This is a genomic window from Pseudomonas sp. GX19020, from assembly GCF_023371075.1.
Classification (GTDB): Bacteria; Pseudomonadota; Alphaproteobacteria; order Rhodobacterales; family Rhodobacteraceae; genus Pseudogemmobacter.
Genome location: NZ_JAMCCR010000024.1, coordinates 1 through 26,466, shown reverse-complemented (window position 1 = coordinate 26,466; position 26,466 = coordinate 1). Strand labels below are relative to the sequence as shown.

The window sequence follows — 26,466 nt, the reverse complement described above, 5'->3', positions numbered from 1 at the left end:
AAGCACTGAAAACACCGTTGCGGAAGCCGTGAATGGCAAATGCGGACCAAAACCTGTCAATTGCGGCAAGTTTGCCCGCAGGTGACAGACAACGCTCAGGCAGCGGTCAGAACCATTGTCCGGGTTCCATCAGGCCCAGATCCATCAGCTGGTGACTGTCCCAGCGGAACGGTTCAGAGCTGTGCCAGCGGAAGCTGCGGATCTCATTGCGGCTGCCGGGATTGGTGCGCAGCGCTTTTGCGGTGCGGAATGAACAGACCGCTGCGGTGAGATTGTGATGCCAGGGGCAGGCAAAGGTGTTCATCTCCTCATCCGAGAAGGTGAAATCCGGCCTGAGTTTCACGCCCTTCGTTGCACGAAACAGCGAGATGCGGTCGATCTTGCGCCGCGCCCAGGGCACGTGCTCTTCGAACCGCCAGCGCAGCCCGCCGAAGAAATCCATCTGGCGCTCTTTCTCGACCCAGTCGCGTTCCGGATCCTTGCGGGGCAGGGCGTAATAGCCGGCGCGGTCGAGATGGGCGTGGTCCAGCGAGACAGCGTTGGGATGGGCGGCCAGATCGCAGGAATACAAATCAACCACATAGCTGAGCATCGCATTTCGGCGCTCTTCGCTGTGGAAGGTGGTCAGATCACGGATCGAGCGGGTCTCGCAAAAGGGAAAGAACAGGAATTCGGCGTTGTAGCCGTAGTAGATCCATTCGCCCTGCATCCCCTGGGCGATGAGGTTCACGGCAGTGACAAGCGCGTCTTCTGCAAAGGCATCGGTCTCGATCCGGTCGATCTGCGCTTCCAGCTCGGGGGGCAGGATGATCTCTTCGCCGGCCAGCAACACGACGCGCCCGAAGCCCAGCCTGAGGTGATGGCGCAGCGTCGCGGCGGTCTCACAATTGTCCTCGGCAAGGATCAGCGCCACTGGGCCCTTGCCCGGTGCGGGCTTCGCCATTTCCAGAAACTGGCCAATTGAACTATACTGCATGTCTCGCCCGGGTGGAGGATCGGCCCGCATCCGGCCGCGAATAAGACTCTGCTATCACGCCGCCGATGACAAGACGTTACCCAGGCGCGGATGGCGGTGTATGGCCGCATAAATCCGCAAAGCGGGCCTGGTCGTTGCCCTGCCGGGCATGGCGTTGCCCCGGGCGGCCCGCGCGTGTAAAAGCGCGCTCCAGGAGGCACGCCATGTCGAACCCCGAAAGCCTGACAGATGTCGCAGAAAGCAATGCCGGCCTTGCAAAGGGCAGTGATGCGGATGCGGTAAAGAAGCTTTTCATCAAGACTTACGGCTGTCAGATGAATGTCTATGACAGCGAGCGCATGGCCGAAGCCATGGGCGCGAAGGGCTATGTGCTGACGGATAAGGCGGATGACGCCGATATGGTGCTGCTGAACACCTGTCACATCCGCGAAAAGGCATCGGAAAAACTTTATTCCGATCTTGGCCGGCTGAAGCCGCTGAAACGGGAAAAGCCGGACCTCAAGATCGGGGTGGCGGGCTGTGTTGCCCAGGCCGAGGGCGCTGAGATCCGCCGCCGCATGCCGCTGGTGGATATCGTGGTCGGCCCGCAGGCCTATCATCGGCTGCCCGCGATGGTCGAGGCGGGCGGCGCCCAGATCGATACCGATTTCCCGGTCGAGGATAAGTTCGAACATCTGCCGCAACGGAAGGGCTACCGCGGCCCGACGGCATTTCTGACCGTGCAGGAAGGCTGCGACAAATTCTGCGCCTTTTGCGTGGTGCCCTATACAAGGGGTGCCGAGGTCTCGCGCCCTGCCGCGCGGCTGATGCGCGAGGCGCGCGAGCTGGTCTCCCGCGGCGTACGCGAGATCACGCTGCTGGGTCAGAACGTCAACGGCTATCACGGCGAAGGGGAGGGGAAAGACTGGACCCTTGCCCGGCTGATCCGCGAGCTGGCAGAGATCAACGGGCTGGACCGCATCCGCTATACGACCAGCCACCCCAATGACATGGACGACGATCTGATCGCCGCCCATGGTGATGTGCCACAGCTGATGCCTTATCTGCATCTGCCGGTGCAATCCGGGTCCGACCGCATCCTGAAAGCGATGAACCGCAAGCATACGCGCGAGCAGTATTTCGGCCTGATCGACCGGATCCGCGCGGCGCGGCCCGATATTCTGATGACCTCGGATTTCATCGTGGGCTTCCCGGGCGAGACCGACCAGGATTTCGCCGATACGATGGATCTGGTGGCGCGGGTCGGCTATGGCGCGGCGTTTTCGTTCAAATATTCCGCGCGTCCCGGCACGCCTGCGGCGGAAAAGCCCGGCGTTGAGGCGGCGGTGGCGGATGCCAGGCTTCAGGCGCTGCAAAGGCTGATCCTGGATCAGCAGCACGCGGCCCAGGCGGCGATGGTCGGGCGCGAGATTTCTGTGCTCTATGAGAAACCCGGCCGTCTCCCGGGGCAGATGGTTGGCAAATCAGATCATCTGATGGCGGTGCATGTCACCGATCCGGAGGGCCGAATCGGCGACCTCGTCCGGGCGCGTGTGACAGCTGCGTCCTCTAACTCCCTTGCGGCGGAACGGCTTTTCTGATCCCCCCTGTGCCGGGAATGCGCCAGTGATCCGGGCCGGACAGCATTGCTTTCGGGCCTGGGAGATCAGGCACGGGAACCACATCATCTTGTGTGCAACTTAAAGTTGAAGTCTACATAAATGAATTGGTTACGGTAAATTCTCCTTTACTTGCGCGTGAGCGGGGGGCAAATCTGCAGGTGCTGCACAAGAGAACAGGGGGCTGGCTGTGAATATGCTTTCACGCGCCGCGCGGAAGATGGGCGCTCGAATGAGCCTGGGGGCGACCGCGCTGGCAATTGCGATTTCCGGGGGCAGTGCTGCCCTGTCGCAAAGCACGATTGATCGCACCGTGGTCACCGGCCAGATCGAATGGGGTGTCTGGGTCGATGATGACGGCTGTATGCACTGGTGGGCCGATGGCGGTCTCGAAGGCTATATGGTGCCGCGACGCGATCCGAAAACCGGCAAGCCAGTCTGCCTGAAAAAGAACCTTTGCCTGAACGAGAACACTGATCAGCTTTTCGCGACCGACAGTGCGAAGCTCACCAAAGCCGGGCGGCAAAGGCTGGCGAATTTCTTCACGTCAACCGATGCGTTTGGCTACGCGATCTACGGCCATACCGACAGCCGCGCCTCGGATGAATATAATATGAGCCTCTCGCAGCGCCGCGCGAAGGCGGTGGCGGATGTGGCCCGTTCGGTCGGCGCCTCGGTTGAGCGCGAGATCGGTTTCGGCGAGCGCAATCCGATCGCCACCAACTCGACCGCTGCCGGCATGGCGAAGAATCGTCGTGTCGAAATCGTCTGCTATCGCTGGTAAGGGGGCATGAGCATGAGCATGAAACTTGTGACTGTGCTGCTCGGGGCTGGCCTGGTGGCCGGCTGTGCCGAGAGTTTTGAAGGCACCCGGGCCTATTATGGCCCGGATTCGGTGATCGCGACCGGTGTGGACAAGGGCCGCGACCGCGGCGTTTTGCAAAATGGCCGCGCCGCCATCGCCTATGATCCGGATGGCTGCCAGAACTGGATCATCGATGATGGTCTTGAAGGCTATTCGACGCCGCGTTTCGACCCGGTTTCGGGCCTGCCGATCTGCAATGACAAATATCCCCCGGGCACCGTGCTGGGCGATTATCAGTCGGCCAATCCGGGGATCCGGGACCGTGTCTCTGGCCCGGGCCGCAAGACCGTGGTTGTGCGCCGCACGAACTGAACTGCACAGTCAGATCGCTGACTTCAACGGGCTGCAGGGGAACCTGCGGCCCGTTTTCACATCCGGGGCCTTCCCTCCGGCGCATGACGTCCCATATTGTAGAGGTTGTCATCAAATTCTGATCTTCATCCGCAAGATCTGGTGGTGGCAATGAAAGGTCTTGCCAGATGCCGCGTTCAGGCGCAGCATCATGATTAAGGCTCTTGCAGGAAGGAGGCCCATTTGGGCATCAGCGCGCTGACCCCCCCGACCAGCCCCGAGGATATGGTGGAAACCGTCCTGGAATTTCCCGATAACCGGCTCCTGATCGGGCTTTGCGGCGAATACGACCGCAATCTGGCCCAGGTCGAGCATCAGCTGGGGGTCCATGTGCTCAGGCGCGGCAACCGCCTGACGGTGGTCGGCGCTCCGGCAGCACGAGAGCAGGCCGCAGCCGTGCTGCGCGCGCTCTATGCCCGGCTCGAAGCCGGCCGCAGCGTTGAAGCCGGCGATGTTGATGGTGCGCTGCGCCTGTCGATCCCGGCGCCGCCGCGCGACGGCGAACAGATCGAACTCTTTTCCCCCGGGATGGAGCTGCGTACCCGCAAAAAGCCGATCGAGCCCCGCACCGAGGCGCAGAAGGCCTATGTGGCGAACCTGTTCAAACATGAGCTGGGCTTTGGCATCGGGCCGGCAGGCACGGGTAAAACCTATCTCGCGGTCGCGGTCGGGGTGACAATGTTCATCTCCGGTGCGGTTGAAAAGATCGTGCTCTCGCGCCCCGCGGTCGAGGCCGGCGAGCGGCTCGGCTTCCTTCCCGGCGATATGAAGGAGAAGGTCGATCCCTATATGCAGCCGCTCTATGACGCGCTGAATGATTTCCTGCCGGCGCGCCAGGTCGAGAAGCTCTTCGCCGAGAAACGCATCGAAATCGCGCCACTGGCCTTCATGCGCGGGCGCACCCTGTCCAATGCTTTCGTCGTGCTGGACGAGGCGCAGAACGCCACCGCAATGCAGATGAAGATGTTCCTGACCCGGCTTGGCGAGGGCTCGCGCATGGTGGTCACGGGGGACCGCACCCAGGTCGATCTGCCACGCGGCGTGACCTCGGGTCTTGCCGAGGCGGAGCGGATCCTGAAAGGGGTCAGGGGCGTCAGCTTCAACTATTTCAACTCGGCCGATGTCGTACGCCACCCGCTGGTCGCCCGTATCATTGAGGCCTGGGAGAAAGACGAAGCATCGGTCTGATCGCGACATATAAGACTTTCCCGGAGCCATGGCTCCGGGAATGCCTCCGGCGGGGATATTTAAGGACAGATGAAAACACTGCCCCTTCCATCTGTCCTTAAATATCCCGGGGATGAGCGGCAGTGCCGCGAGGGGGCTGGCCCCCTCTCTTTCCTCTCTTGTCATGTGCAAAACAGCGCGATAGCGCGGGTTCTATGGAACAGATCGTAGATACCGTTTTTGAAGATCCGCGCTGGCAGGAATTCGGGTTGGAAGGCCTCGCCGAAACAGCTGCGGCCGCAGTTTTTGCGCAGCTTGGCCTTTCCCCGACCGGCTTCCTGATCTCGCTGCTCGCCTGCGATGACCAAAGGATCGCCGCGCTCAATACCGAATTTCGTGGCAAGCCGGTGCCGACCAATGTGCTGTCCTGGCCCTCGGAGGAGCGCGCGGCGGAGGAGGCCGGCGGTATTCCCGACCTGCCGGAGCCGGGTGATGCCGAGGATCCCGAAGAGCTTGGTGATATCGCCATCGCTTATGAGACCTGTATGCGGGAGGCCGCAGAACAGGAGAAGGCGCCACGGGAACATGTCGCCCATCTGATGGTTCACGGGATTTTGCATCTTCTGGGCTATGATCACATTGATGACGCAGATGCCGCGGTGATGGAAAATCTCGAAACGCGGATACTTGCGGGCCTGGGCATTCCTGACCCATATTGAAACGCACCCACATAACGGGTGGCTCTGGACAAAGGGACAATGGGCAGTAGCAGCGACGGGCCGGTTACGGCGCAGGATGCGGCGTCATTAGCGGGAACAACGGTCCCGCAGGATAATGCGGGACAGGGGAATACGCCGGCAGGAATGCCTGGTGGCGGGCAAAGTGGTCCCAGGGGCTTTTTCGGTCGCCTGATCTCGGCTTTCTCGGGCACAGATGCCGAGGGGGCCGCGCTGACCCAGGGCGAGCAGGCCTTTGCCCTGCTGGCCGAGGTCAGCGTCGATGATGTGGCTATCCCCAAGGCCGAGATCGTGGCGGTTGCGCTTGATACCGGGCTTGAAGATCTGGTCCGTGTCTTCCGCAGCCATGGATTTTCGCGCCTGCCGGTCTATGAGGAAAGCCTTGATCACCCGCTGGGGCTTGTGCTTCTGAAGGATGTGGCGCTGCGTTTCGGCTTCGGCGCATCTGAGGCTTTCACCCTGAAAGACCTGTTGCGGCCGATCCTCTTCGCTCCGCCCTCGATGCCGGCGGCGGTGCTTTTGCAGAAGATGCAAAAGGAACGCGCACATATGGCGCTGGTGATCGACGAATATGGCGGCGTCGATGGGCTGGCGACCTTTGAGGATCTGATCGAAGCCGTGATCGGCGAGGTCGAGGATGAGCATGACGAGGTCGCCGGGCTTTTGTGGAAAGAGGAAAGCCCGGGGGTGATCCTCGCGCAATCCACGGCGGAGCTCGAAGATCTGGAGGCCGCTTATGGCATCCGGCTGCGGGGCCTCGCGGAAGATGATGATATCGACACTCTGGGCGGGCTGGTGTTCCTGCGCACCGGCCATGTGCCGGTGAGGGGCGAGATGGTGGTGCTGGAAAACGGCGCCACGATTGAAGTGATCGATGCCGATGTGCGCCGGATCAAGCGGCTGCGGCTGCGGCTGCCGCAGGCGGCGGTCATCCCGGCGGGAAACTGAACGGGGACAGGTCTCATGCAGCCTCAGCGCAATCGCCTCTGGCATCAGAGGCTGCGTGATTTTGTCATCGGTGCCGTGGCGGCGCTGGGCCTTTCGCCTTTTGGCCTCTGGCCGGTGGCGCTGGTGGCGCTGGCGCTGATCCTCAGGCGGGTGGGCGCGGCAAAGACCGGGCGCGAGGCCTTCTGGCGCGGGCTTTTTGCCGGGGCCGGCTGGTTCGGGCTTTCGCTCAACTGGATCGTGCAGCCGTTTTTCGTTGATCCCTGGCGGCATGGCTGGATGGCGCCTTTCGCGCTTTTGCTGATCGCCTTCGGGCTGGGGCTGTTCTGGGGCCTTGCCGGGCTGATCGCGCGGCGTGCCGGCGGGGGGGCGATGGCCTTCGCGCTTGCGCTTTCGCTGACGGAACTGGCGCGTGGTTTCGTCTTGACCGGCTTTCCCTGGTCTTTACCCGGCCATATCTGGCTCGATACCGCGCTGGTGCAGATGGGCGCGCTTATGGGCGGCTATGGCATGACGGCGCTCACGCTGATCGCGCTGGCCGCACCATTCTCTTATGGCTGGCGGCGCGGAGGGGCGGTTTCCACTGCAATTCTCGCGCTCGGCGTCGGCTGGTCGGGCTACCGGCTTTCCCTGCCCGAGCCCGCGCCGCGTGACACAGTCCTGCGCATCGTGCAGCCCAATATCGCGCAGAACCTGAAATGGGATCCCGAAGAGGCGCGCAGCAATTTCACGCGGCTTTTGTCGATGACCGCCGGCGCCCGGGCAGATCTGGTGATCTGGCCCGAGACCTCGGTGCCCTATCTGGTGACAGAGGGCGATGGCGCTGCGCTGTCGATCGCACAGGCAGGAGGCGATGCGCTGGTCGTCGCCGGGTATCAGCGCGACGAAGGTGCCGCGGCCTGGAACACGCTGGGCGTTTTTGGTCCGGGCGGGCGCATCTCACAGACTTTTGACAAGATCCATCTGGTGCCGTTCGGGGAATATATGCCGATGGGGGATCTGCTTTATGATCGTTTCGGCATCCGCGCTTTTGCAAGCCAGGCCGGGGCGGGCTATTCGGCGGGGCTCGCACGCAATCTGCTGGATTTTGGCGCCACGGGGGGGCGGGCGCTGCCGCTGATCTGTTATGAGGCGATCTTTCCCGGCGATCTGGTCACGGATGAGCGCCCCGACTGGATCTTGCAGGCCACCAATGACGCCTGGTTCGGCACCCTGACCGGGCCGTATCAGCATTTCGCCCAGACCCGGCTTCGCGCGATTGAGCAGGGGCTGCCGCTGATCCGTGCTGCCAATACCGGGATCTCGGCCGTGGTCGATGCGCGGGGCTTTGTCGCGACAGACCGCGAAGGCCAGCCGGCGCGTCTTGGCCTCGGGCTGCAGGGCGTGATCGATGCGCAGCTTCCCGGCCCGATGGCGCCGCCGCCCTATGCGCGGATGCTGCGCAGTGTCGGCGAGGCGCCGTTGCTGATCTTCCTGCTATCTGGCCTTTTGGTGCGGGTTCTGTCGGCCCGCCGCCGGGCCGTGGGCCGAGCTGGCGCTTGATTGTTGGCCCCGTGAGCGCTAAGCGCAATGACACACCGTCACAACGGCTTCCTGGCGTGACGCGGTCCTTTCCAACGGAGCACTTCCCCAATGAGCCGCAAGAACTATGTCTTCACCTCCGAATCCGTGTCGGAGGGGCATCCCGATAAGGTTTGCGACCGCGTCTCCGACGCCGTGCTTGACGCATTCCTGACTGAGGAAGCCAATGCCCGCGTCGCCTGTGAAACCTTCGCCACGACGAATTGCGTGGTCGTGGGCGGCGAGGTCGGTCTGACCGACAAGGGCGCGCTGACCTCCATGTTGGAGCGCGTCGAGACCATCGTGCGCGACTGTGTGAAAGATATCGGCTACGAGCAGGACGAGTTCCATTGGAACACGCTGAAAGTGACCAATCTGCTGCATGCACAATCGGCCCATATCGCGCAGGGCGTTGATAAGGACGGGGCAGGCGACCAGGGAATCATGTTCGGCTATGCCTGCCGCGAAACGCCCGAGCTGATGCCGGCGCCGATCCAGTACAGCCATGCGATCCTGCGCCGCCTCGCGGAAGTGCGCAAATCCGGCGCCGAGCCGACCCTGCGCCCGGATGCGAAATCGCAGCTTTCGCTGCGCTACGAGGATGGCAAACCCGTCGAGGCCACCTCGATCGTGCTCTCGACCCAGCATTCCGACATCGCGCAAAGCTCGGATGATATCCGCGCCATCGTGGAGCCCTATATCCGCGAAGTGCTGCCTTCGGGCTGGATCACTGAAAAGACCGTCTGGCATGTCAACCCGACCGGATCTTTCGTGATCGGCGGTCCGGATGGCGATGCGGGTCTGACGGGGCGCAAGATCATCGTCGACACCTATGGCGGGGCTGCCCCCCATGGTGGCGGTGCGTTTTCGGGCAAGGATCCGACAAAGGTTGACCGCTCGGCCGCCTATGCCGCGCGTTACCTCGCGAAAAACATCGTCGCAGCCGGCCTTGCGGATCGCTGCACCGTGCAGGTCTCCTATGCCATCGGCGTGGCCGAGCCGCAGTCGATCTATGTCGATACCCATGGCACCGGCGCGGTTCCTGACAGCGTGATCGAGCTTGCGATCCCGAAAGTGCTGGATCTGACGCCGCGTGGCATCCGCACCCATCTGGGTCTGAACCGCCCGATCTATGCCCGCACCTCGGCCTATGGCCATTTCGGCCGCGCGCCGGAAGCGGATGGCGGTTTCTCCTGGGAGCGCGACGATCTCGTCGCTGCCCTCAAAGCAGCGGTCTGAGGCCGGTCTGCCTGCCAAATTCTAAAAAGGGCGCCCATAGCGGCGCCCTTTTTCATGCTTCCCGGCCGGCCTGTGCTTGACCCGGTGCCGCGCGGCGCTTAGACGCGCGCCCTGACCGCACCCCGCCAGAGGCCCGCCCGATGTCCGATCCCGTTGCTCCGGAACAGCTCCCCGCCGAGCCCCGCCGCAATTTCTACGGCCGCTCAAAAGGCAAGACCCTCAGGGCGAGCCAGAAAGACTATCTCGCCAATGATCTCGAGACGCTGCGGCTGAGGGGCGTCACCCGTGACGAAAACCCGGGCCGTGCGCCGCTGGATCTGACGCAATTCGGTGGCCTGCCGCTCTGGCTGGAGGTTGGCTTTGGCGGTGGCGAACATCTGGTGCATATGGCGGCGCTGAACCCGCAGATCCACCTGATCGGCTGCGAACCCTTTGTGAACGGGGTGGCGATGCTGATCGGTAAGATCCGCGCCGCCGGGGTGACGAATCTTTCGATCCATCCGGGCGATGTGCGTGACCTTTTTGACGTGCTCCCGGATGGGGTGATCGGCAAGACCTTCCTCAACTACCCCGACCCCTGGCCGAAAGCCCGCCACCATCGCCGCCGCTTTGTGACGCAGGGCTATCTGCGCGCGCTTCACCGCGTAATGGCGCCCGCGACCGAATTCCGCATCGCGACCGATATCCCCGATTATGTCCGTCAGGCGCATGAGGAAGTGCCCGAGGCCGGGTTCCGGCTGGAGCGTGAAGCCGGCGACGGCGGCGCATGGGAAGACTGGATCTCAACCCGGTACGAGCAGAAGGCCTTTCGTGAGGGGCGTTTCCCGCATTACCTGACCTTCCGGCGGGACTGAAACCGCGGAACGCTTCGCGGGGCGTATTTCCGTCAAACGTAAGCCCGTATTTCCTCCTGATCCAAAGGCACCCGACGGAGGCATCTGCGCTTTCCGTCTCTCATGCCGCTGCGATGCTGGACCCCCTCTTCTGCTTGCGCTATCAGGCAGGGGCATTTGCGGGACGGGAGAGAAATATGTCTGGCCATGGTGACGCACAGGTGATGATTTCCGCCAAAAGCGGGCCGCTGAAAGGCGTGGCATCGGTGCCTGGCGACAAGTCGATCTCGCATCGCTCGCTTATCTTCGGGGCTATGGCTGTCGGAGAAACGAAGATCACCGGCCTCCTGGAAGGTGAGGATGTGATCGATACCGCGAAAGCGATGCGCGCTTTCGGCGCGACCGTGACCCGCCATGGCGAGGGGATCTGGTCGGTGAACGGCGTTGGCGTCGGTGGCTTTCAGGAACCTGCCGATGTGATCGATTGCGGCAATTCCGGCACCGGCGTGCGGCTGATCATGGGGACCATGGCGACGACGCCGATCTCGGCTACCTTCACCGGGGATGCGAGCCTGCGGAAACGGCCGATGGGGCGGGTGACCGACCCTTTGTCGCTGTTTGGAACCGAAGCTTACGGGCGTAAGGGCGGTCGTCTGCCGATGACCGTGGTCGGCGCCGCCGATCCGGTTCCGGTGCGCTATACGCTTCCGGTCGCCTCGGCCCAGGTCAAATCTGCCGTGCTGCTCGCCGGTCTGAATGCGCCGGGCGAGACCGTCGTGATCGAGCGCGAACCGACCCGCGATCATTCCGAGCGTATGTTGCTGGGATTCGGCGCCGATCTGACCGTTGAAAAAACCTCGGAAGGCCATGTCATCACGCTGAAGGGTCGCCCCGAACTGCGCCCGCAGATTGTGGCTGTGCCGCGTGACCCGTCTTCGGCTGCTTTCCCGGTCTGCGCCGCGCTGATCACCGAGGGCTCGGATATCCGCGTGCCGGGCGTCAGCCAGAACCTCACCCGCAACGGGCTTTACCTGACCCTGGTCGAGATGGGCGCCCTGATCGACTTTGAGAACCCGCGAGAAGAGGGCGGCGAGCCGGTGGCAGATCTGCGCGTGCGCTTCTCGCCCGATCTCAGGGGCATCGAAGTGCCGGAGGATCGCGCACCTTCGATGATCGACGAATATCCGATCCTCTCGGTCGTGGCGTCTTTTGCCGAAGGCGTCACCACCATGCGCGGTGTCAAAGAGCTCCGCGTCAAGGAATCCGACCGGATCGACGCCATGGCGCGCGGCCTTGAGGCCTGTGGCGTGAAGATCGAGGAAGAGGAAGACGTGCTGATCGTCCACGGCATGGGCGCGGGCGGAATGCCGGGCGGCGCCACCTGCAAGACCCATCTTGATCACCGCATCGCCATGAGCTTCCTCGTCGCCGGCATGGCCGCGAAGCGCGAGATCACGGTTGATGACGGCTCGCCGATTGTGACCTCTTTCCCGGTCTTCGAGACGCTGATGAACGGGCTCGGCGCGGCGATCCGCCGCGGCTGATCTGGTCCGGGAACAGACCCGAACCCGCCCCGGCTGTGCCAGAGGCGGGTTTTCCATATCCGGATCACGGCTTTACATCCCGACCCTGCGCCGCCAGTTTACCCGCAGTTTTCACCTCTCTCCGGGGATCCGCGCCATGCGCTTTGTCTGTTCTGCCGCCCTTCTTTCCGTGATCCTCTCTGCGGCCATTCCTGCGGTCTTTTCTGCGAGCCCGGCTTTGGCACAGGAAGAGGGGGAGGAGATGGAGGAAGTCACCGGCCAGCAGGTCGATGGCTGGATCAGGCTGGAAAGCGATGGCGAAAGCCATGAATTCATGACGGTCAGCTTCCTGTTCGACACGGTCAGGGTCGGCACAGCTTCGGTTGCAGATGGCGCGCTGACCGGCAATGAAACGATTGTGGCCGTTTCGGGCGGACAGGAGCCGGATGGCAGCGGGCCGTTCTTCCACCTCGCCTTCGGCTGGCCGGGCGAAGGCGCCGAGCCGGTGCTGAAGCCTGAAATCACCTGGTATCCGGCCGGGCAGCAGCCGCCCTTTTTTGCCAGCCTTCTGGCCAGCCCGCCGGAGGTCACGGTCACCCGCTACGCCTTTGACGGGCAGGCCGGGGCGATCAGCGGCAGCTTCAGCGGCAGGGTCTGTTCGGTCACAGACTGGGACCAGGAAGAGCCGGATGCCGCGCTTTGCCGCGATATCACCGGGGCGTTCGAGACAAAGCTCAACCCGGCCTTCTGACCTTCGGCCTTCTGATCTTCTGGCCCGCTCAGTCTCAGCAGGGCGGGTACCGCAAAAAGCCCGCAGGATTTCTCCTGCGGGCTTTTGTCATTCCGGGGCCCGGGCGAATACGTCCGAAGGCATCAGCGACGGCGGTCGCGGCGGGCGCTCATCGGCTGGAAAGCGACGCCGACATGGGCCTCGCAATAGGGTTTGCCGGGCAGCGAGGGCAGGCCGCAGAACCAGAAATCATCGGTTGCCGGGTCGCCGATCGGCCATTTGCAGGTGCGTTCGGTCAGTTCCATCAGCGACAGCTTGCGGGCACGCTTTTCGACTTCACGCACCGAAGCCAGCGCCTCGGGGCTGATTTCGTTGAGCGAGGGCTGCGGCGGCAGCGGCTGACCTGCGGGCACGATGGCCTTGCGGAGCGGCAGCGGCGTGACATTCGACACCGGAGCCGCCGACGGCGCAGGTGCAGCGCGCGGTGCAGCCGGTGCGGGCTCTTCACGCGGCGGCGCCGGCTGAGCCGGGGCTGCCTCGGCGACGGGTTCCGGGCGTGGCGGCGGGGCCGCTGCTGCCGGAGCCGGCGCGGCCTCTTCGTCATCCTTGCCGCCTACGCGGTTCGAAAGGCCCAGCCGGTGGACCTTGCCGATGACTGCATTGCGGGTGACGCCGCCAAGTTCCTTGGCGATCTGGCTGGCCGACTGACCCTCGCCCCACATGCGCTTGAGGGTTTCAACCCGCTCGTCCGTCCAGGACATATGCCTCTCCGCCTGTCTGATAACCGCTGCATAATAAGGGGAGGGGGCAGGGGGCCGCAAGGGGATAGCGAATCAAATCCCGTTCCTGATCGCAGGTCAGGATTAATGGTCCGGCAAAGGGCCGAGACAGGTGGCGACATGCGGGCGTTTTACCTGGCGTTGCCACCAGTTGTGCAAGGCCGGAAAGGCAGCCACCGCTGCCGCTCCGTCCGGGCTGCGGGTAAAACCTGCAAACATCGCTGCCAGATGCAGATCGGCAAGGGTCAGCGGACCGGAGAGCACCAGGCCCTCAGCCGCGATCCCGTCCAGCGCGGCCAGAACCGACATCGCCGCGCGCAGCCCGACCGAAACCCGCGCCGGATCCGGCGGCTCGCCCTCGGCCAGCGCAAAGACCCCCGCCCCGTAATGGTCGCGCAGCATCGGGCGAAAACCATGCGCATCCATGATGGCGATGGCCTGAACCATCCGCGCCCGCGCCTTCGGATCCCCGGGCTGCAGCGCCGGGCCCTCAAAACCCTCGTCAATCCAGCGGCAGATTGCCCCGGTCTCATAAAGCGTGAACTCACCCTGGCGCAGCACTGGCACCATGCCAAAGGGGGAAAGCCCCGCCGCATCAGGCGCCCGGAACGGGTCAACCTCGACGAAACGCGCTGCCACGCCTTTTTCAGCGAGGGTCAGCCGCACGATGGCAGTGTGGATGCTGTGGCGCCAGCCGGTCAGGATCAGGGGCAGAATCAGGGGATCACGCATCCGCAGATCCTCGCATGGCCCGGCCTGCCGCGCAAAAGCCCCGCCGCACAAAATCCTGACCGCAGATCCCCCGCATTCCCGTTTACAAAGCGCCATCGTCGTTTTATCAGATGCGCATGACCATGAATGCGAAACAGCTTATTCATTCGCGACGCCGCTGAGGCGTTGGTCCCGGCTTGCCCGCCGGTCACTCAGGGCAATCCCCCGCATATCCCGACAGAGCTCTGTCTGTCAGCGACCCGTCACCACGCAGGAATAGAATCCGCATGTTGACACCCCCATTGCCCCGGCTTTACGCCTTTGGCTTCCATTCCTGAGGGAAAATCCATGATCACGCCCGTGCTTCCCACCTATAACCGCGCGCCTTTGTCCTTCGTAAAGGGCGAGGGCAGCTGGCTGGAGGCGAGCGACGGCCGCCGATATCTGGACCTCGGCGCCGGGATCGCGGTGAATGCGCTTGGCCATGCCGCGCCGGAACTGGTGGCCGCGCTGACCGAACAGGCGGGGCGGCTCTGGCATGTCTCGAATGTCTATACGATCCCGGAACAGGAAAAGCTGGCAGAGCTGCTGGTCGACAAAACCTTTGCCGACACCGTTTTCTTCACCAATTCCGGGACGGAAGCTGCCGAGCTTGCGATCAAAATGGCGCGGAAATTCCATTACGAGAATGGCCAGCCGGAGCGGACCGGCTTCATCGCTTTTGAAGGCGCCTTTCACGGCCGCTCCACCGGTGCCATCGCGCTTGCCGGCTCGGAAAAGATGGTCAAGGGCTATGGTCCGCTGATGGAGGGCTTCCAGCAGCTTGCCTGGAATGATGCAGACGCGATCCGCGCCGCCATCACCGACAAGACCTGTGCCGTGATCATCGAGCCGATCCAGGGCGAAGGCGGCATCCGCCCGGTGCCCGACGCGCTTTTGCAGGAGATCCGGGCGCTTTGCGACAAGACCGGCACGCTTCTGATCCTCGATGAAGTACAATGCGGTATGGGCCGCACCGGACGTCTTTTCGCGCATGAATGGAAGGGCGTCACACCTGATATCATGATGGTCGCCAAAGGCATCGGCGGCGGCTTCCCGCTCGGCGCGGTGCTCGCATCCGAGCGCGCCGCCAAAGGCATGACCGCAGGCACACATGGCTCAACCTATGGCGGCAACCCGCTCGCCTGTGCCGTGGGCGCAAAACTCACCGAAATCATCTCTGACCCGGCTTTCCTCGCAGAGGTGTCGCGCAAATCGGCGCTGCTGCGCCAGGGGCTCGAATCCCTCGTCGCGCGCCATGCGGATATTTTCACCGAAGTCCGTGGTGAAGGCCTGATGCTCGGGCTGAAATGCGTCCCGGCGCCGGGCGATGTGGTCACTGCAGGCTACCGGGCCGGTCTCCTGACCGTCGCCGCCGCTGACAACGTTCTGCGCCTCCTCCCGGCCCTCAATATTCCCGATGCAGACATCACCGAGGCGCTTGCCCGCCTCGACCAGGTGGCGACCAGCCTGAAGGCCGCCTGATTTCATCTGTCCTTAAATATCCCGGGGGTGCGGGGGCTGGCCCCCGCTGCCCGACCTGTCAAAAAGCGAACCGAAATGAAACATTTCCTCGATATCCACACCACTTCGACCGATGATCTCCGGGCGATGATGGACAAGGCCCATGCGATGAAGGCCGCCCGCAAGGATCGCCCGAAAGGCACGCCTGATGATGACCAGCCGCTGAAAGGCCGCATGGTCGCGCTGATCTTTGAAAAGCCCTCGACCCGTACCCGCGTCTCCTTCGATGTCGGCGCCCGTCAGCTCGGGGCCGAGACCATGGTGCTTTCCGGCAAGGAAATGCAGCTCGGCCATGGCGAGACCATTGCCGATACCGCCAAAGTGCTCTCGCGCTATGTCGACCTGATCATGATCCGTACCTTCGAGGAAGACACGCTTCTCGAGATGGCCGAACATGCCACGGTGCCGGTGATCAACGGGCTGACAAACCGCACCCATCCCTGCCAGATCATGGCCGATATCCAGACCTATGAAGAACATCGCGGGCCGATCAGGGGCCGCAAGGTGGTCTGGGCCGGAGACGGCAACAATGTCTGCGCAAGCTTTCTGCATGCGGCCGGGCAGTTTGGATTTGACTTCACCTTCACCGGGCCGGAAACGCTTGACCCCGAAGGAAAATGGCTGGATTTCGCGCGCTCGAAAGGCTCAAAAGTCACCATCCAGCGCGATCCCTTCACCGCGATTGAGGGTGCCGATCTGGTGGTCACCGACACCTGGGTTTCAATGCATGACCCGGAATCCGCGCGCGAACGCCGCCATAATCAGCTGCGCCCCTATCAGGTCAATGAACAGCTGATGAGCCGCGCCAAACCCGATGCGCTCTTCATGCATTGCCTGCCGGCACACCGCAATGACGAGGCGACCAGCGCCGTGATGGACGGTCCGCATTCGGTGATCTTCGACGAGGCCGAGAACCGCCTGCATGCGCAGAAGGCCGTGATGCGCTGGTGCCTCGGGGTCTGAGACTGTCTCACACCACCTGGCGATCATCGGCGCTGGCGGTTCGTCCGGCCAGCGCCGCAAGCCCGAAGATCATCACTGCGAGGCCGCCGAAGGTGACGCGATGGCCGAAATGCTCGGCCAGCCAGCCGATCGAGGCCGGCGCCATCAGAATGCCCGCATAGCCCACCATCGTCACCACCGACAAAGCCGCGCCCGCGCGCTGGCCGGGGTAATTGCCGGCGGCAGAAAAGATCACCGGCACCAGATTGGCACAGCCCAGCCCGGAAATGGCAAAGCCGAAGATCGCAATCCAGGACCCGGGCGCGGCGGCAGCCAGCGCCATCCCGATCCCGGCAATCAGAGCTGAGAAAAAGAAGATCCGCACGCCGCCAAAAATATTCCTGAGCCGGTCACCAAGAAAGCGGGTGATCGCCATGCTCGCCGCGAAAAACGCGAATCCAAGGCCCGCAGTGAACTCATCGGCGCCAAAGGCTTCGCCAAGGTAAAGCGCGCCCCAGTCCAGGATTGATCCTTCCGGTACAAAGGCCATCAGCGCCATCACGCCAAGGATCCAGATGCCTGGATCTTTCGGCAGGAAACTGTCCTTCACTGCCGCAGCAGTCCCCGGCTGGGGCACCCCCTCGGGCGGAGCACCGCGGAGATAGGGCATCGCAATCAATACCAGCGCGGCAATCGCCCCCGCAGCCACCAGGGACTGGGTCTCAGCCGAGGTTTTCGAGATGATCCATGCCCCGACAGTACCCGCGATAAAGCCGCCAAGGCTCCAGAACCCGTGCAGCGATGACATCACAGCCCGCCCGAGCCGCCGTTCGATCTCGACCGCATTGGAATTTGCGAGCACATCGAGAAAGCCCATCATCAGGCCAAAGAGCACCATCGCCAGCGCAAGCAGCGGCAGCGAGGGCGCGTAAACCACCAGGGGCAGCACCGGCGCCTGGGCCAGCGCCGCGAGGCGGAGCAAAGGCAGCGTGCCATATTTCTGGATCGCCTTGCCCGCAACCAGCATCGCAAGCATAGCCCCCACCCCAAGCCCCAGGATCAGCAAGCCGAGCACCGCCTTGTCGATGCCGTGCTTTGGCAGCAAAAGCGGAATCTGGGGCGCCCAGGCGCCCACCAGCATACCGCCGCCGGCAAACATCGCGGCCAGCGCCCAGCGGGCACGTGTCGCTTCCTGGCGGGTCATGGTGAGGCTCATGGCTGTCGTTCCTCCGTTAGCGCCAGCATCCCTATCCTGGGCTAATGGCGGCGGGAAGGGGGATCAGCTGCGGGGTTTGGCGCGCAGGGTCGGCTCTGCCTCACGCGGGTCTTCTGGCCAGGGATGTTTCGGATATTGCCCGCGCATATCCTTTCTGACATCGGCATAAGACGAGGCCCAGAAACCCGGCAGATCCAGTGTCACCTGCACCGGACGGCGCGCCGGCGACAGAAGCGTGATGCGCAAAGGCAGCCGGTTCTGGCCGACCACCGGATGGCGGGTGACGCCGAACATTTCCTGCAGACGGACCTCGATTGCGGGGTGGTCGCCGTCATAATCGATCGGCACCTCGCGCCCCAGAGGCGTGGTGAAATGGGCGGGGGCAAGGCGGTTCACCTCTGCCATGTGGTCCCAGCCGATATGGGCTTTCAGGGGCTCGATCAGATCCAGGGCCTTCAGGTCAGACAGGCTGCGGGCGCGGGTCAGATGCGGCAGGAGCCAGTCTTCGGCGCTGGCCAGCAGTGCTTCGTCACTGACCTCTGGCCAGTCCGCGTTACGGGTCAGGCGGATACGGGCGCGCAGCCGCGCGGCGGCGGGCGACCAGAAGATCCCGTTTTCGCGAAGACCGTCCAGAGCCGCGCGGGCGAGCGCTGCGGCGGGTGCGTCAGGCCAGGGGCGCTCGGCCAGCACCAGCGCGCCAAAGCGTTCACGTTTCAGCGCCTGGACGCGGTTTTCACGGCTGTTCCAGATCACCTCGTCGGACCAGGTGATCGCCGCGCCATGGATCTCGCGCAGCTCCTCTTCGCTGATGGCCAGCCCAAGGCGCAGCGTGGCCTCGCGCAGATCGCCATCGAGGTCGGTTGCAATGATCAGCGGTTCTTTGGCCAGCGCGGTGCCGGTCGCGACCACCGCACCCTTGCCATTGGCCAGAAGGTAGCGCGGTGCGTCACCTTTACGCCGGAGCCCGATACGGTCAGGCCAGGCGAGTGCCGCCCATTGCGCGACCGAAAGCCCGGCGCGCGCGCCCTCCGGCACCGCGCGCGCGAGGCGTTTCGCCTCCTGGCGGATACGTTCGATCACCGCGCGGCTGGCGGTTTCGGGCGGGCGTTCAATGGCTTTGAGGCGCAGCATCAGATCCGGCCCGGCACCGCGCATCGGGTCGCGTTCTTCCGCCAGCGCCGCCAGGCGGGCGGCATCTGGCCCGGCGATCATCAGCATATGGCCAAGGCGGGGATGCAGCGGCAGGCGCGAGAGCCGGCGCCCGTGACCGGTGATCGAGCCTGAGCCGTCGAGCGCGCCCAGCGTGGTCAGAAGATCGCGCGCCTCGCGCAGGGTCGCGGGATGCGGCGGCGTGAGGAAAGGCAGATCGTCCGACCCCCATTCCGCCAGTTCGAGCGCGAGCGCAGTCAGGTCGGCCGAGGCGATCTCGGGCGGCGGGAAAGCCAGAAGCCCGCCTTCCTCGCCTTTGGTCCAGAGCCGGTAGCAGATGCCAGCCGCAACCCGGCCGGCGCGGCCCCGGCGCTGTTCTGCCTCGGCGCGGGTGACCCGCTCGGTCACCAGCCGCGACATGCCCGAAGCCGGGTCGAACCGCGCGCGGCGCGCACGGCCACCATCGACCACCACGCGGATGTCGGGCAAAGTCAGCGAGGTTTCCGCAATCGAGGTCGCCAGCACCACACGCCTGAGACCTTCGACCGGTGCCAGTGCTGCGCGCTGCGCCTGAAAATCCATTGCGCCAAACAGCGGGCGCAGTGCGATCCCGGGGATGTCTTTCAACCGCGCCTCGACGCGCCGGATCTCGCCTTCGCCGGGCAGGAAGGCCAGCAGGCCCCCTTCGGTGGTTTCTTCCAGCGCCTGGGCAATCAGCCCGGCCATGGCGGCATCAAACCGCATCGAGGCATCAACCGGGCGGGGCAGCCAGCGGGTCTCGACAGGATAGGCGCGGCCCTCTGCCGTGATCATCGGGGCGTCATTCATCAGGGCCGCGACCGGTGCGGCATCGAGTGTCGCAGACATGACCAGCAGCGCCAGATCGGGGCGCAAGGCCGCGCGGACCTCGAGCGCCAGCGCAAGGCCGAAATCAGCATGGAGCGAGCGTTCGTGGAATTCATCAAAGATGATGCAGGAGATCCCCGGCAGTTCGGGGTCAGACTGGATCATCCGGGTCAGAATGCCCTCGGTCACCACCTCGATCCGGGTAACGCCCGAGACCTTCGCCTCGCCCCGGATGCGGTAGCCGACTGTTTCGCCGATCTTTTCGCCAAGGGTTTCCGCCATACGCTCGGCACTGGCGCGGGCGGCAAGGCGGCGCGGTTCCAGCATCAGGATTTTTTGCGCGAACAGCCCTGATTTCAGCAGGTCGAGCGGCACCAGCGTGGTCTTGCCGGCGCCGGGCGGGGCCTGCAGAACGGCCCGCCCCGCGCGGGCCAGCGCCGCACGCAGGTCAGGCAGAATCTCGGTGACGGGCAGCTGTTCCATGCCTGCTATATGGCAAGCCCGGTGCGGATAAGCCAGCGCCGCCCGGGGGAGGGGCGGCGCGGGGTCATTCTCGTCTCCGGGTCAGTCTCAGGGTCAGTCTTCTGGCCACCAGCCGGGCGAGGTCGGCGCGCCATCATCATATTTCGCCAGATAGTCGAGGATCATCGGCTTGTTGCGGATGAAGCCCTTATAGGTCGCCAGCTCATCGGGCACGGTTTTGATCACCCGGTGGAAACGCCGCGCCCATTTCGGCTTGGTGACCAGATCATCCAGGCTGATCAGGTAGCAGCGGATCGGGAAAACAATCGCATTCGAGCGCGGCAGCCGGATCAGCGTCTGCAATTCCACCCGCAGATGCTGGCGCTTGCCGATGGTCTCGGGCGTCATGGTGGTCTTTGACGGGCCCCATTTGTGGTAATTTTCGGGGCTGGTATCCAGAAGCGGATCGACGGTCATCGTCCAGTTGAACCGCCGCACCGGCGCACCATACTGAAGCGCGAGCAGGAATTTCAGCGCCCGGTCAAAGATCCCCATCTGATGTGCCAGCGGCACCGGCGCATGCCATTCGTGGAAATTCATCCCGATATCGAAATCGAGGCTCCAGTCGGCCTGGCTGGTCACCATGCCGGCTTCGATCCAGAGATTGTCGTCGCGCTGATCCTGAAGCGTGAAATCGCCCTGGGCCTGGCGGGTGATATATTCAAACGGGCCCATCGGCAGAGTCGATTCGTCCAGGAAGGTGAACTTCTGGTCGATCCCCAGCGGGCGGTTGATCCAGTGCCACTTGTTCCCGTCTTTCGTCAGCGAGAACCACTGGGGGTATTCCTCCGAGAATTTCTCCATGATCAGTTCAAGGAGATCCCAGCCCGCCAGCGTCATATGTGGCAGCGACTGGCAGCGCAGCGGGTCCTGTTCCAGCACCCGGGCGCGGTCACGCATTTCCGAGACGTAATGCTCGTCCACGTCAAAGTAATGTTCAAAGATCGAGCCGGGGCGGCCCGCGACATGGGGCTCCATATTCACCGAATACATGTAGTCGTCTTCGGGGAAGGGGAAGGGGAAACGGTTCACCGCATGGGGCGAGTTGCGATAGGTGTAATCGCCGAAAAAGCTCTCGTCGCGGAAGAACGGGTCTTTGAACGCATTATCAAGGCTCATCGCATCCTCCTCAGAGTTCGATCACCAGGCGCTCGCCTTTGAAACGCGAGACGCAGGGCATGATATGGGATTTCGCGGCTTTCTGTTCGTCGGAAAGCCAGTGATCATAATTCAGGATCTCGCCTTCGACGGCGTTGACCTTGCATTCGCATTGGCCACAGGCACCGCCACGGCAGAGATAGGGGGCATCGACGCCTGCGGCTTCCAGCGCCTCCAGCATCGACTGGGTCGGGCCGACATTGACGGTGATATTTGACTTTGACAGCTCGACCTTAAACGCCTCGCCCACCGGGGGCGCGAGGAATTCTTCGGAATGGAGCGCGCCTTTCGGCCAGCCCATCTTTTCAGCGGTCGAAAGCACCCAGCCGATCATCCCCTTGGGGCCGCAGACATAAAGATGCGTGCCAAGGGGTTGCGTTTTCAACAGGGTCGCGAGGTCGATCGCCTGTTTTTCCAGGTCGTAATAGGGATGAACCCGGTCGCCGTAACGGGCGGAGAGCTCTTTCATATAGGCGCCCAGCTCGCGGTCACGCATGGCGTAATGCAGCTCGAACTTATGGCCGAGCGTGTCCAGCTGTGCCATCTGCGCGATGAAGGGGGTGATGCCGATACCGCCTGCGATCAGCAGATGTTTCTTCGCGCGCAGGTCCAGCCCGAAGAGGTTCACCGGCTGCGAGATCACCATCTTCATGCCGGGCTTCACGCCGGAATGCATGAACAAAGATCCGCCGCGCCCGGTCTCGTCGCGGCGCACAGAAATCTCATAGCCCGAGCTGTCCGACGGGTCGGACATCAGCGAATAGGCGTTCAGGCGGCGGGTGCCATTGTCATCCATCTCGACGACGGTATGGGCGCCGCCCGAGAAACCCGGCATCAGCCCGCCATCTTCGCGCACGAAACGGAAGCGTTTGATCAGGCTGTTGACCTCGACCACTTCGGTCACGATCACGGGCAATCTGGTCGAGCCGCTCATTTGAAACGCTCCTCAGAGGCGGGCACTTCGCCGGGATCTTCGGCGTCGATACAGACACCCTGGAAGGCAGCGAGGCGGCGCGAATAATGGTCGCGCACGAAGAGGTTGAGCCCGCAATGCGAGCAGACAAACGGGTCAAGCGTCACGTTTTCGGTGATGCCTTTGCAATGGACGCATTGCACACGCCGCGCGAGTGAGCCGCGCTGCTCGGTCTGGAGCGCATCATGCGGCAGGCCGGCGGCAATCGCGTCGCGCTGCACCTGGCCGATCAGCCCCTCGGTGCCGGCGGCGTAAAGCTGCAACCCCATATGCGCATCGCCCAGCACCTTGCGGATGCGTTGCGAGGCAGAGGCATAGCTGGGCGCGGGGTGGAAAACCTGCGCGCCAAGCCCCGAGACCATCGTGGTCAGATCGGTGCCATTGGTGCCGGGAATATAGACGATATGGGTCGTGGATTTCAGATCCGGCGCGGCCGTCAGAAGCGCAGCCACAGCCTCGCCCCCTTCGCCATCGGCCACAATGAAATGCGAGGAACCCTGCCGTGGAACAAGGCGGCCATAGAGCGGCCGGGATCTCATGATGTCATCTGCTTGCGTTTGCGACATTCTTCTTCTTTCGCTCTGGCATGATGCACCCGCGAGGGCCGGCGCATCGGCTTCATGTCTCTTCCTCACCCCAAAGCCTCTTGCGGGCCTTCCTCCCTGGAGGGTGATGACCTCCCCGCCACAAAGATGCGCGGCGGGGAGGGGAACAGACAGGGCTGAACCTGATCAGCCTTTGACGGTATCAGCCTTTGACGGTGCGGCGCTTTTTCTCGACGTCGTAGAACGGCATCGAATGGCTGGTCGCCGCGATCTCGCCATGGGTCTCGCAATTCACCACAAGTTTGGTGTCGTTATTGGCATATTCAACCGGCAGTCGCGCAATTGCGACGGTCCAGTTGTTCAGCGGCGAATGCATCGCCTGGGTCACGACACCCACTTTCTTGCCGTCTTTGAACACGGGCGCGCCATTGCCCGGGACTTTGTTGCCCTCAAGCTTCAGGCCCCAGATCTTGAAGCGCTCTTTGCCCTTCAGGCGGTAATGTTCTTCCGCGCCGCGGAAGCCGATCTTGCCCGGCGAGACGGTGAAATCGAGGCCAAGCTCCCACAGTGTGTCGCCGCCCGGCTCGTTGTCAAAGGGGTTATTCTCCGACGTGTCGAACGGGTAGAACAGCAGGTAGCTTTCGACCCGCAGCATATCGAGCGTGGTGAAGCGGCAGGGCATGATGCCCATATCGGCGCCTTCTTCCAGGATACGGTCCCAGACCATGCCGGCATCCTGGCCACGCACGAAGATCTCATAGCCGCGCTCGCCGGTATAGCCGGTGCGCGAGATCATGACGGGCTTGCCGAAAAGTGAGGTCTGCATATGGCTGAAATAGTTCAGGTCCCGGATGCCGGGCACGTGCTTTTGCAGGTAGTCAACGGCCAGCGGGCCCTGCAGCGACAGGTCATGCAGGTTGTCGTCAAAGCGGATATCGACATCGCGGCCGGTGGTGTACATGGCCAGCTGCTCATGGCCGTTGCCGGTGCCATGGACGACCATGAAATTGTTCGGCCCGGTGCGGTAGATCACGCAGTCATCGACAAATTTGCCACCATCCGACAGCATGGTCGCGTAGGACGAGCGGCCCGGCATGATCTTTTCAACGTTGCGCGTGGTGGCGCGTTCGATCACGTGGCTGGCGGCCGGTCCGTTCAGATAGACCTTTTTCAGGCCCGAAACGTCCATCAGGCCGGCTTTGGTACGGATGGCCATATATTCGGCATCTGCGTCACCGACCTTGTAGGACCAGGCCGTGCCCATCCCGCTCCAGTCTTCCATATCCGAGCCGAGCGCGCGGTGGCGATCACCGAGTGCAGAGAATCTCCAGGAATTGGTCATGATTCCTCCCGTCGTTTTCTTAATGAATGTTGCGACTCATTCTGAAAGGTCGGGATCGGAAAAGCAACATTCATGTTAAAAAAGGTTTCCTGACAGAGAACATTTTCCTGTTCCTCATTCTGTCTCCGGGCGCGGCGCGCGGAGCTGCCCGATCCTTGTGCGACGCCTGGATGCGACATGGCAAAGCCGGCGGAAGGATCTCCCGCCGGCTTGCAGTCAGGGACGCGAAGGCCCGGCTTATTTGCCGTTGTCGAGCCCCCAGCGAAGCTTGTCGAGCCCTTCGGCCTGCTCCTCTTCGGGCACACGCAGCCCGGTCGTTGCCTTAAGCACCACCGACAGGATCAGCCCGGTGATGATGCCGACGCCAAGGCACAGCGCAAAGCCCGCAAGCTGCATCAGCAGGCTGATATGGCCATGCTGATAGGCAAAGGGCCCTTCGGTGATGCCCCAATACCCGCCGCGCGGCGTGCCGGCCTTGAAGAGGCCAATCATCACGAGGCCGTAGAAGCCGCAGCCGATGAAGAGGGGGAACAGCTTGTGCTCGTCGATTTCACGCTTGGAGGTGAAATCATAGACCAGCCAGCAGGTCAGCGGTGCGCCAAGCGCCACGAGGAACATCTGCCAGGGCAGCCAGACGTCAAATCCGGGCGCACCCGCGACATAGCCGCCGAGCGGTCCGAACAGGAGGTAGATGTAGTTCTTCGTCTTATACGAGATTGCTGCGCCGGTGATGGCGCCGCCGGCCCAGGCCAGCGCATAGTTGTTGAAGGCAATCCCCAGCGAGGTATCGGCCATGGTGACCGAAATCGCGCGGGCTTCCGGGTCGACAAAGAACAGGCAGGAAAGAATCACCATCGGGAGGCCCGAGAAAATGGTGATGATGCCGGTTGCCGCGAGGCCGATCGACGGCGCCTGGTAAGAGGGCACCTTGGGATGGGGCGCGAACATGCCGGGGCGCTTTCCAAGCTGCGGCACCAGCACCATCGCGATCCCCGTCGGGAAGATATAGACGAAGCCGATCCCGAAGAAGTCATGGAAGCCGGCATTGGTCAGCGGCCCGACCGAACCCCAGACCACCCAGCTCAGGATCGAGGAAACGACCGTTGCCACCACGCAGGTGATGTAAAAGGCCGAGGCCTTCATCCGCTCGGACACCGCGAAATGCAGCAGCACGTTCACGATCCCCGCAAAGGTGGCGAGGAAGAAGATGAAGATCTGGAATGTGTTCAGCCCCGGCCAGACGGCGGGATCGACATTTTGCGCATGGGCATTCGACAACGTACCGAAGAACCACCAGTCCTTCAGCGAATCCATCATCGTGGCGCCGCCCATGATGTAATATTGCCCGGCCCAGAAGCCGAAGCCGACCGCGAAATAGGTCGCGAATCCAATAAAAAACCCCACCATTTTCTCGATGGTGGAGTTGTAGAGATTAGCGCTTCGCGTTGTGCCGGCATCGATCATTAAAAGCCCGGCGACAACCATCAGCGCCCCCACCGTACCAGACGCATAGACGAGGTTCTGGACGAGCTGGCTGAGGTTTACCTGTTCCGCGAAGAACGTGGCAGTTTCTTCCATATACGCACTCCCTGTTGTGGGTCCGGCTCCTCTCATGGGGCCGGTTTCTGGTCTTTCCGGCATGTCGCCGGCCGTTCCGGTCTTTTGGAGTTCCGCGCGCAGCAGGGCTGCGTCCCGGAAGCGCCGGATTATTCCGCCTGCCCGCCGGTCCTTGCTGCCGGTCTTCCCGGCTTTCTTTCATGCTGTGAGGGCTGAATTTCCCGCAGCAGAAAAGCGCCAACCGAGAAAAGTACCGTTCCAATGGACCAGAGGGCAGACCACTTGCCGCGCCAGATCATACCGATTGCCGATCTGGTCTGGTGTGCAGGGCTACATTGCGAGCAAGCGAAATGAAAATCAACCATCCAGGAAAAAACTATTCCCATAGGGAAGACTGCTCCGGTCGGACCCCGTTTAACAGACTGATAGAGCGTGGAAAAATCTGGATGTGAGAGGCGAAGATATCAGGTTTTTCTGCTGATTCCGGGGCGAGCAGCAGGCGTCGGCGCTCTGTGTCCGACCGTGCCGACCAGGCTGGCTGTGCCAAAGGGCCAGGTTGGGCGCTGTACCAGATGCCCCGAATGGCTGAACCGCAGCAGCGAACCGGGAATCGCTGCCTGTTTGTAAAAATATTCCCCT

General features: G+C 63.0%; 23 protein-coding genes and 1 riboswitch. Of the genes, 13 read left to right on the top strand and 10 right to left on the bottom strand.

Annotated features, from left to right (window positions below):
- Positions 1-106: 106 nt before the first annotated feature.
- A complete protein-coding gene (locus M3484_RS22405) occupies positions 107-976 on the bottom strand; it encodes a glycosyltransferase family protein (protein WP_249499323.1) in 870 nt (289 codons plus the stop codon).
- Between the two features lie 203 nt (positions 977-1,179).
- Between M3484_RS22405 and miaB the strand changes: the two genes are divergently transcribed.
- The 11 genes from miaB to M3484_RS22350 all read left to right on the top strand — a co-directional run bounded on the left by miaB (position 1,180) and on the right by M3484_RS22350 (position 12,545).
- On the top strand, positions 1,180-2,556 hold the full coding sequence (gene miaB / locus M3484_RS22400) for a tRNA (N6-isopentenyl adenosine(37)-C2)-methylthiotransferase MiaB (protein ID WP_249499322.1): 1,377 nt from the start codon (positions 1,180-1,182) through the stop codon (positions 2,554-2,556).
- Positions 2,557-2,806: 250 nt separating this feature from the next.
- Positions 2,807-3,358, top strand: a complete 552-nt coding sequence (locus tag M3484_RS22395; protein WP_249499321.1) for an OmpA family protein — start codon at positions 2,807-2,809, stop codon at positions 3,356-3,358.
- Positions 3,359-3,370: 12 nt separating this feature from the next.
- Positions 3,371-3,751, top strand: a complete 381-nt coding sequence (locus M3484_RS22390; protein WP_143040418.1) for a hypothetical protein — start codon at positions 3,371-3,373, stop codon at positions 3,749-3,751.
- A gap of 222 nt (positions 3,752-3,973) precedes the next feature.
- On the top strand, positions 3,974-4,978 hold the full coding sequence (locus tag M3484_RS22385) for a PhoH family protein (protein WP_249499320.1): 1,005 nt from the start codon (positions 3,974-3,976) through the stop codon (positions 4,976-4,978).
- 194 nt (positions 4,979-5,172) lie between these two features.
- On the top strand, positions 5,173-5,676 hold the full coding sequence (ybeY, locus tag M3484_RS22380) for an rRNA maturation RNase YbeY (protein WP_092895947.1): 504 nt from the start codon (positions 5,173-5,175) through the stop codon (positions 5,674-5,676).
- A gap of 144 nt (positions 5,677-5,820) precedes the next feature.
- Positions 5,821-6,642 (top strand): CBS domain-containing protein, encoded by an 822-nt coding sequence (locus M3484_RS22375; RefSeq protein ID WP_249499319.1) that lies wholly within the window; start codon positions 5,821-5,823, stop codon positions 6,640-6,642.
- A gap of 15 nt (positions 6,643-6,657) precedes the next feature.
- A complete protein-coding gene (lnt, locus tag M3484_RS22370) occupies positions 6,658-8,181 on the top strand; it encodes an apolipoprotein N-acyltransferase (RefSeq protein WP_249499318.1) in 1,524 nt (507 codons plus the stop codon).
- Positions 8,182-8,213: 32 nt separating this feature from the next.
- A riboswitch (SAM-SAH riboswitch) is annotated at positions 8,214-8,263 on the top strand.
- Between the two features lie 8 nt (positions 8,264-8,271).
- Complete coding sequence (metK, locus tag M3484_RS22365; RefSeq protein WP_092895953.1) at positions 8,272-9,438, top strand: methionine adenosyltransferase; 1,167 nt, start codon at positions 8,272-8,274, stop codon at positions 9,436-9,438.
- A 140-nt stretch (positions 9,439-9,578) separates the two neighbouring features.
- Positions 9,579-10,292, top strand: a complete 714-nt coding sequence (gene trmB / locus M3484_RS22360; RefSeq protein WP_249499317.1) for a tRNA (guanine(46)-N(7))-methyltransferase TrmB — start codon at positions 9,579-9,581, stop codon at positions 10,290-10,292.
- A gap of 176 nt (positions 10,293-10,468) precedes the next feature.
- Positions 10,469-11,815, top strand: coding sequence for a 3-phosphoshikimate 1-carboxyvinyltransferase (gene aroA / locus M3484_RS22355; RefSeq protein ID WP_249499316.1), 1,347 nt, complete (start codon positions 10,469-10,471; stop codon positions 11,813-11,815).
- A 136-nt stretch (positions 11,816-11,951) separates the two neighbouring features.
- Entirely contained in the window at positions 11,952-12,545 is a 594-nt protein-coding gene (locus M3484_RS22350; RefSeq protein WP_249499315.1) for a hypothetical protein, read from the top strand.
- Positions 12,546-12,667: 122 nt separating this feature from the next.
- Here M3484_RS22350 and M3484_RS22345 read toward each other — a convergent pair whose 3' ends face one another.
- Both M3484_RS22345 and M3484_RS22340 read right to left on the bottom strand, forming a co-directional pair.
- Positions 12,668-13,285, bottom strand: a complete 618-nt coding sequence (locus M3484_RS22345) for a GcrA family cell cycle regulator (RefSeq protein ID WP_092895961.1) — start codon at positions 13,283-13,285, stop codon at positions 12,668-12,670.
- A gap of 102 nt (positions 13,286-13,387) precedes the next feature.
- Positions 13,388-14,035 carry a glutathione S-transferase family protein gene (locus tag M3484_RS22340; RefSeq protein ID WP_249499314.1) on the bottom strand — a complete coding sequence of 216 codons (648 nt, stop codon included), beginning with the start codon at positions 14,033-14,035 and terminating at the stop codon, positions 13,388-13,390.
- Between the two features lie 327 nt (positions 14,036-14,362).
- Between M3484_RS22340 and M3484_RS22335 the strand changes: the two genes are divergently transcribed.
- A complete protein-coding gene (locus M3484_RS22335) occupies positions 14,363-15,538 on the top strand; it encodes an aspartate aminotransferase family protein (protein WP_249499313.1) in 1,176 nt (391 codons plus the stop codon).
- Positions 15,539-15,613: 75 nt separating this feature from the next.
- The gene (gene argF / locus M3484_RS22330) at positions 15,614-16,540 is read left to right on the top strand and encodes an ornithine carbamoyltransferase (RefSeq protein ID WP_092895967.1); all 927 of its coding nucleotides are present in this window, start codon (positions 15,614-15,616) and stop codon (positions 16,538-16,540) included.
- A gap of 7 nt (positions 16,541-16,547) precedes the next feature.
- Here argF and M3484_RS22325 read toward each other — a convergent pair whose 3' ends face one another.
- From M3484_RS22325 to M3484_RS22295, 7 genes are all read right to left on the bottom strand, one after another.
- On the bottom strand, positions 16,548-17,735 hold the full coding sequence (locus M3484_RS22325; protein ID WP_249499312.1) for an MFS transporter: 1,188 nt from the start codon (positions 17,733-17,735) through the stop codon (positions 16,548-16,550).
- Between the two features lie 63 nt (positions 17,736-17,798).
- Positions 17,799-20,213: an ATP-dependent helicase HrpB gene (hrpB, locus tag M3484_RS22320; RefSeq protein ID WP_249499311.1), complete on the bottom strand. Its 2,415-nt coding sequence runs from the start codon at positions 20,211-20,213 to the stop codon at positions 17,799-17,801.
- A gap of 93 nt (positions 20,214-20,306) precedes the next feature.
- The gene (locus tag M3484_RS22315; protein ID WP_249499310.1) at positions 20,307-21,371 is read right to left on the bottom strand and encodes a heme-dependent oxidative N-demethylase family protein; all 1,065 of its coding nucleotides are present in this window, start codon (positions 21,369-21,371) and stop codon (positions 20,307-20,309) included.
- Between the two features lie 10 nt (positions 21,372-21,381).
- Positions 21,382-22,344, bottom strand: coding sequence for a PDR/VanB family oxidoreductase (locus M3484_RS22310; protein ID WP_092895974.1), 963 nt, complete (start codon positions 22,342-22,344; stop codon positions 21,382-21,384).
- Positions 22,341-22,922, bottom strand: a complete 582-nt coding sequence (locus M3484_RS22305; protein WP_249499309.1) for a dimethylamine monooxygenase subunit DmmA family protein — start codon at positions 22,920-22,922, stop codon at positions 22,341-22,343. Before M3484_RS22305 ends, M3484_RS22310 begins: the two co-directional genes overlap by 4 nt.
- A 208-nt stretch (positions 22,923-23,130) precedes the next feature.
- Positions 23,131-24,270, bottom strand: a complete 1,140-nt coding sequence (locus M3484_RS22300; RefSeq protein ID WP_092895976.1) for an aminomethyl transferase family protein — start codon at positions 24,268-24,270, stop codon at positions 23,131-23,133.
- 237 nt (positions 24,271-24,507) lie between these two features.
- Positions 24,508-25,848, bottom strand: a complete 1,341-nt coding sequence (locus tag M3484_RS22295; RefSeq protein WP_092895978.1) for an ammonium transporter family protein — start codon at positions 25,846-25,848, stop codon at positions 24,508-24,510.
- Between the last annotated feature and the right edge of the window lie 618 nt (positions 25,849-26,466).

Coding starts and splice junctions, on each gene's coding strand:
- M3484_RS22310 (WP_092895974.1), bottom strand. CDS start 22,344: ATGAGCGGCTCGACCAGATTGCCCGTGATCGTGACCGAAGTGGTCGAG.
- M3484_RS22350 (WP_249499315.1), top strand. CDS start 11,952: ATGCGCTTTGTCTGTTCTGCCGCCCTTCTTTCCGTGATCCTCTCTGCG.
- trmB (WP_249499317.1), top strand. CDS start 9,579: ATGTCCGATCCCGTTGCTCCGGAACAGCTCCCCGCCGAGCCCCGCCGC.
- M3484_RS22340 (WP_249499314.1), bottom strand. CDS start 14,035: ATGCGTGATCCCCTGATTCTGCCCCTGATCCTGACCGGCTGGCGCCAC.
- M3484_RS22405 (WP_249499323.1), bottom strand. CDS start 976: ATGCAGTATAGTTCAATTGGCCAGTTTCTGGAAATGGCGAAGCCCGCA.
- hrpB (WP_249499311.1), bottom strand. CDS start 20,213: ATGGAACAGCTGCCCGTCACCGAGATTCTGCCTGACCTGCGTGCGGCG.
- M3484_RS22335 (WP_249499313.1), top strand. CDS start 14,363: ATGATCACGCCCGTGCTTCCCACCTATAACCGCGCGCCTTTGTCCTTC.
- M3484_RS22305 (WP_249499309.1), bottom strand. CDS start 22,922: ATGAGATCCCGGCCGCTCTATGGCCGCCTTGTTCCACGGCAGGGTTCC.
- M3484_RS22325 (WP_249499312.1), bottom strand. CDS start 17,735: ATGAGCCTCACCATGACCCGCCAGGAAGCGACACGTGCCCGCTGGGCG.
- ybeY (WP_092895947.1), top strand. CDS start 5,173: ATGGAACAGATCGTAGATACCGTTTTTGAAGATCCGCGCTGGCAGGAA.
- M3484_RS22345 (WP_092895961.1), bottom strand. CDS start 13,285: ATGTCCTGGACGGACGAGCGGGTTGAAACCCTCAAGCGCATGTGGGGC.
- M3484_RS22395 (WP_249499321.1), top strand. CDS start 2,807: ATGAGCCTGGGGGCGACCGCGCTGGCAATTGCGATTTCCGGGGGCAGT.
- M3484_RS22295 (WP_092895978.1), bottom strand. CDS start 25,848: ATGGAAGAAACTGCCACGTTCTTCGCGGAACAGGTAAACCTCAGCCAG.
- miaB (WP_249499322.1), top strand. CDS start 1,180: ATGTCGAACCCCGAAAGCCTGACAGATGTCGCAGAAAGCAATGCCGGC.
- aroA (WP_249499316.1), top strand. CDS start 10,469: ATGTCTGGCCATGGTGACGCACAGGTGATGATTTCCGCCAAAAGCGGG.
- M3484_RS22390 (WP_143040418.1), top strand. CDS start 3,371: ATGAGCATGAAACTTGTGACTGTGCTGCTCGGGGCTGGCCTGGTGGCC.
- M3484_RS22315 (WP_249499310.1), bottom strand. CDS start 21,371: ATGAGCCTTGATAATGCGTTCAAAGACCCGTTCTTCCGCGACGAGAGC.
- metK (WP_092895953.1), top strand. CDS start 8,272: ATGAGCCGCAAGAACTATGTCTTCACCTCCGAATCCGTGTCGGAGGGG.
- argF (WP_092895967.1), top strand. CDS start 15,614: ATGAAACATTTCCTCGATATCCACACCACTTCGACCGATGATCTCCGG.
- M3484_RS22375 (WP_249499319.1), top strand. CDS start 5,821: ATGCCTGGTGGCGGGCAAAGTGGTCCCAGGGGCTTTTTCGGTCGCCTG.
- M3484_RS22300 (WP_092895976.1), bottom strand. CDS start 24,270: ATGACCAATTCCTGGAGATTCTCTGCACTCGGTGATCGCCACCGCGCG.
- lnt (WP_249499318.1), top strand. CDS start 6,658: ATGCAGCCTCAGCGCAATCGCCTCTGGCATCAGAGGCTGCGTGATTTT.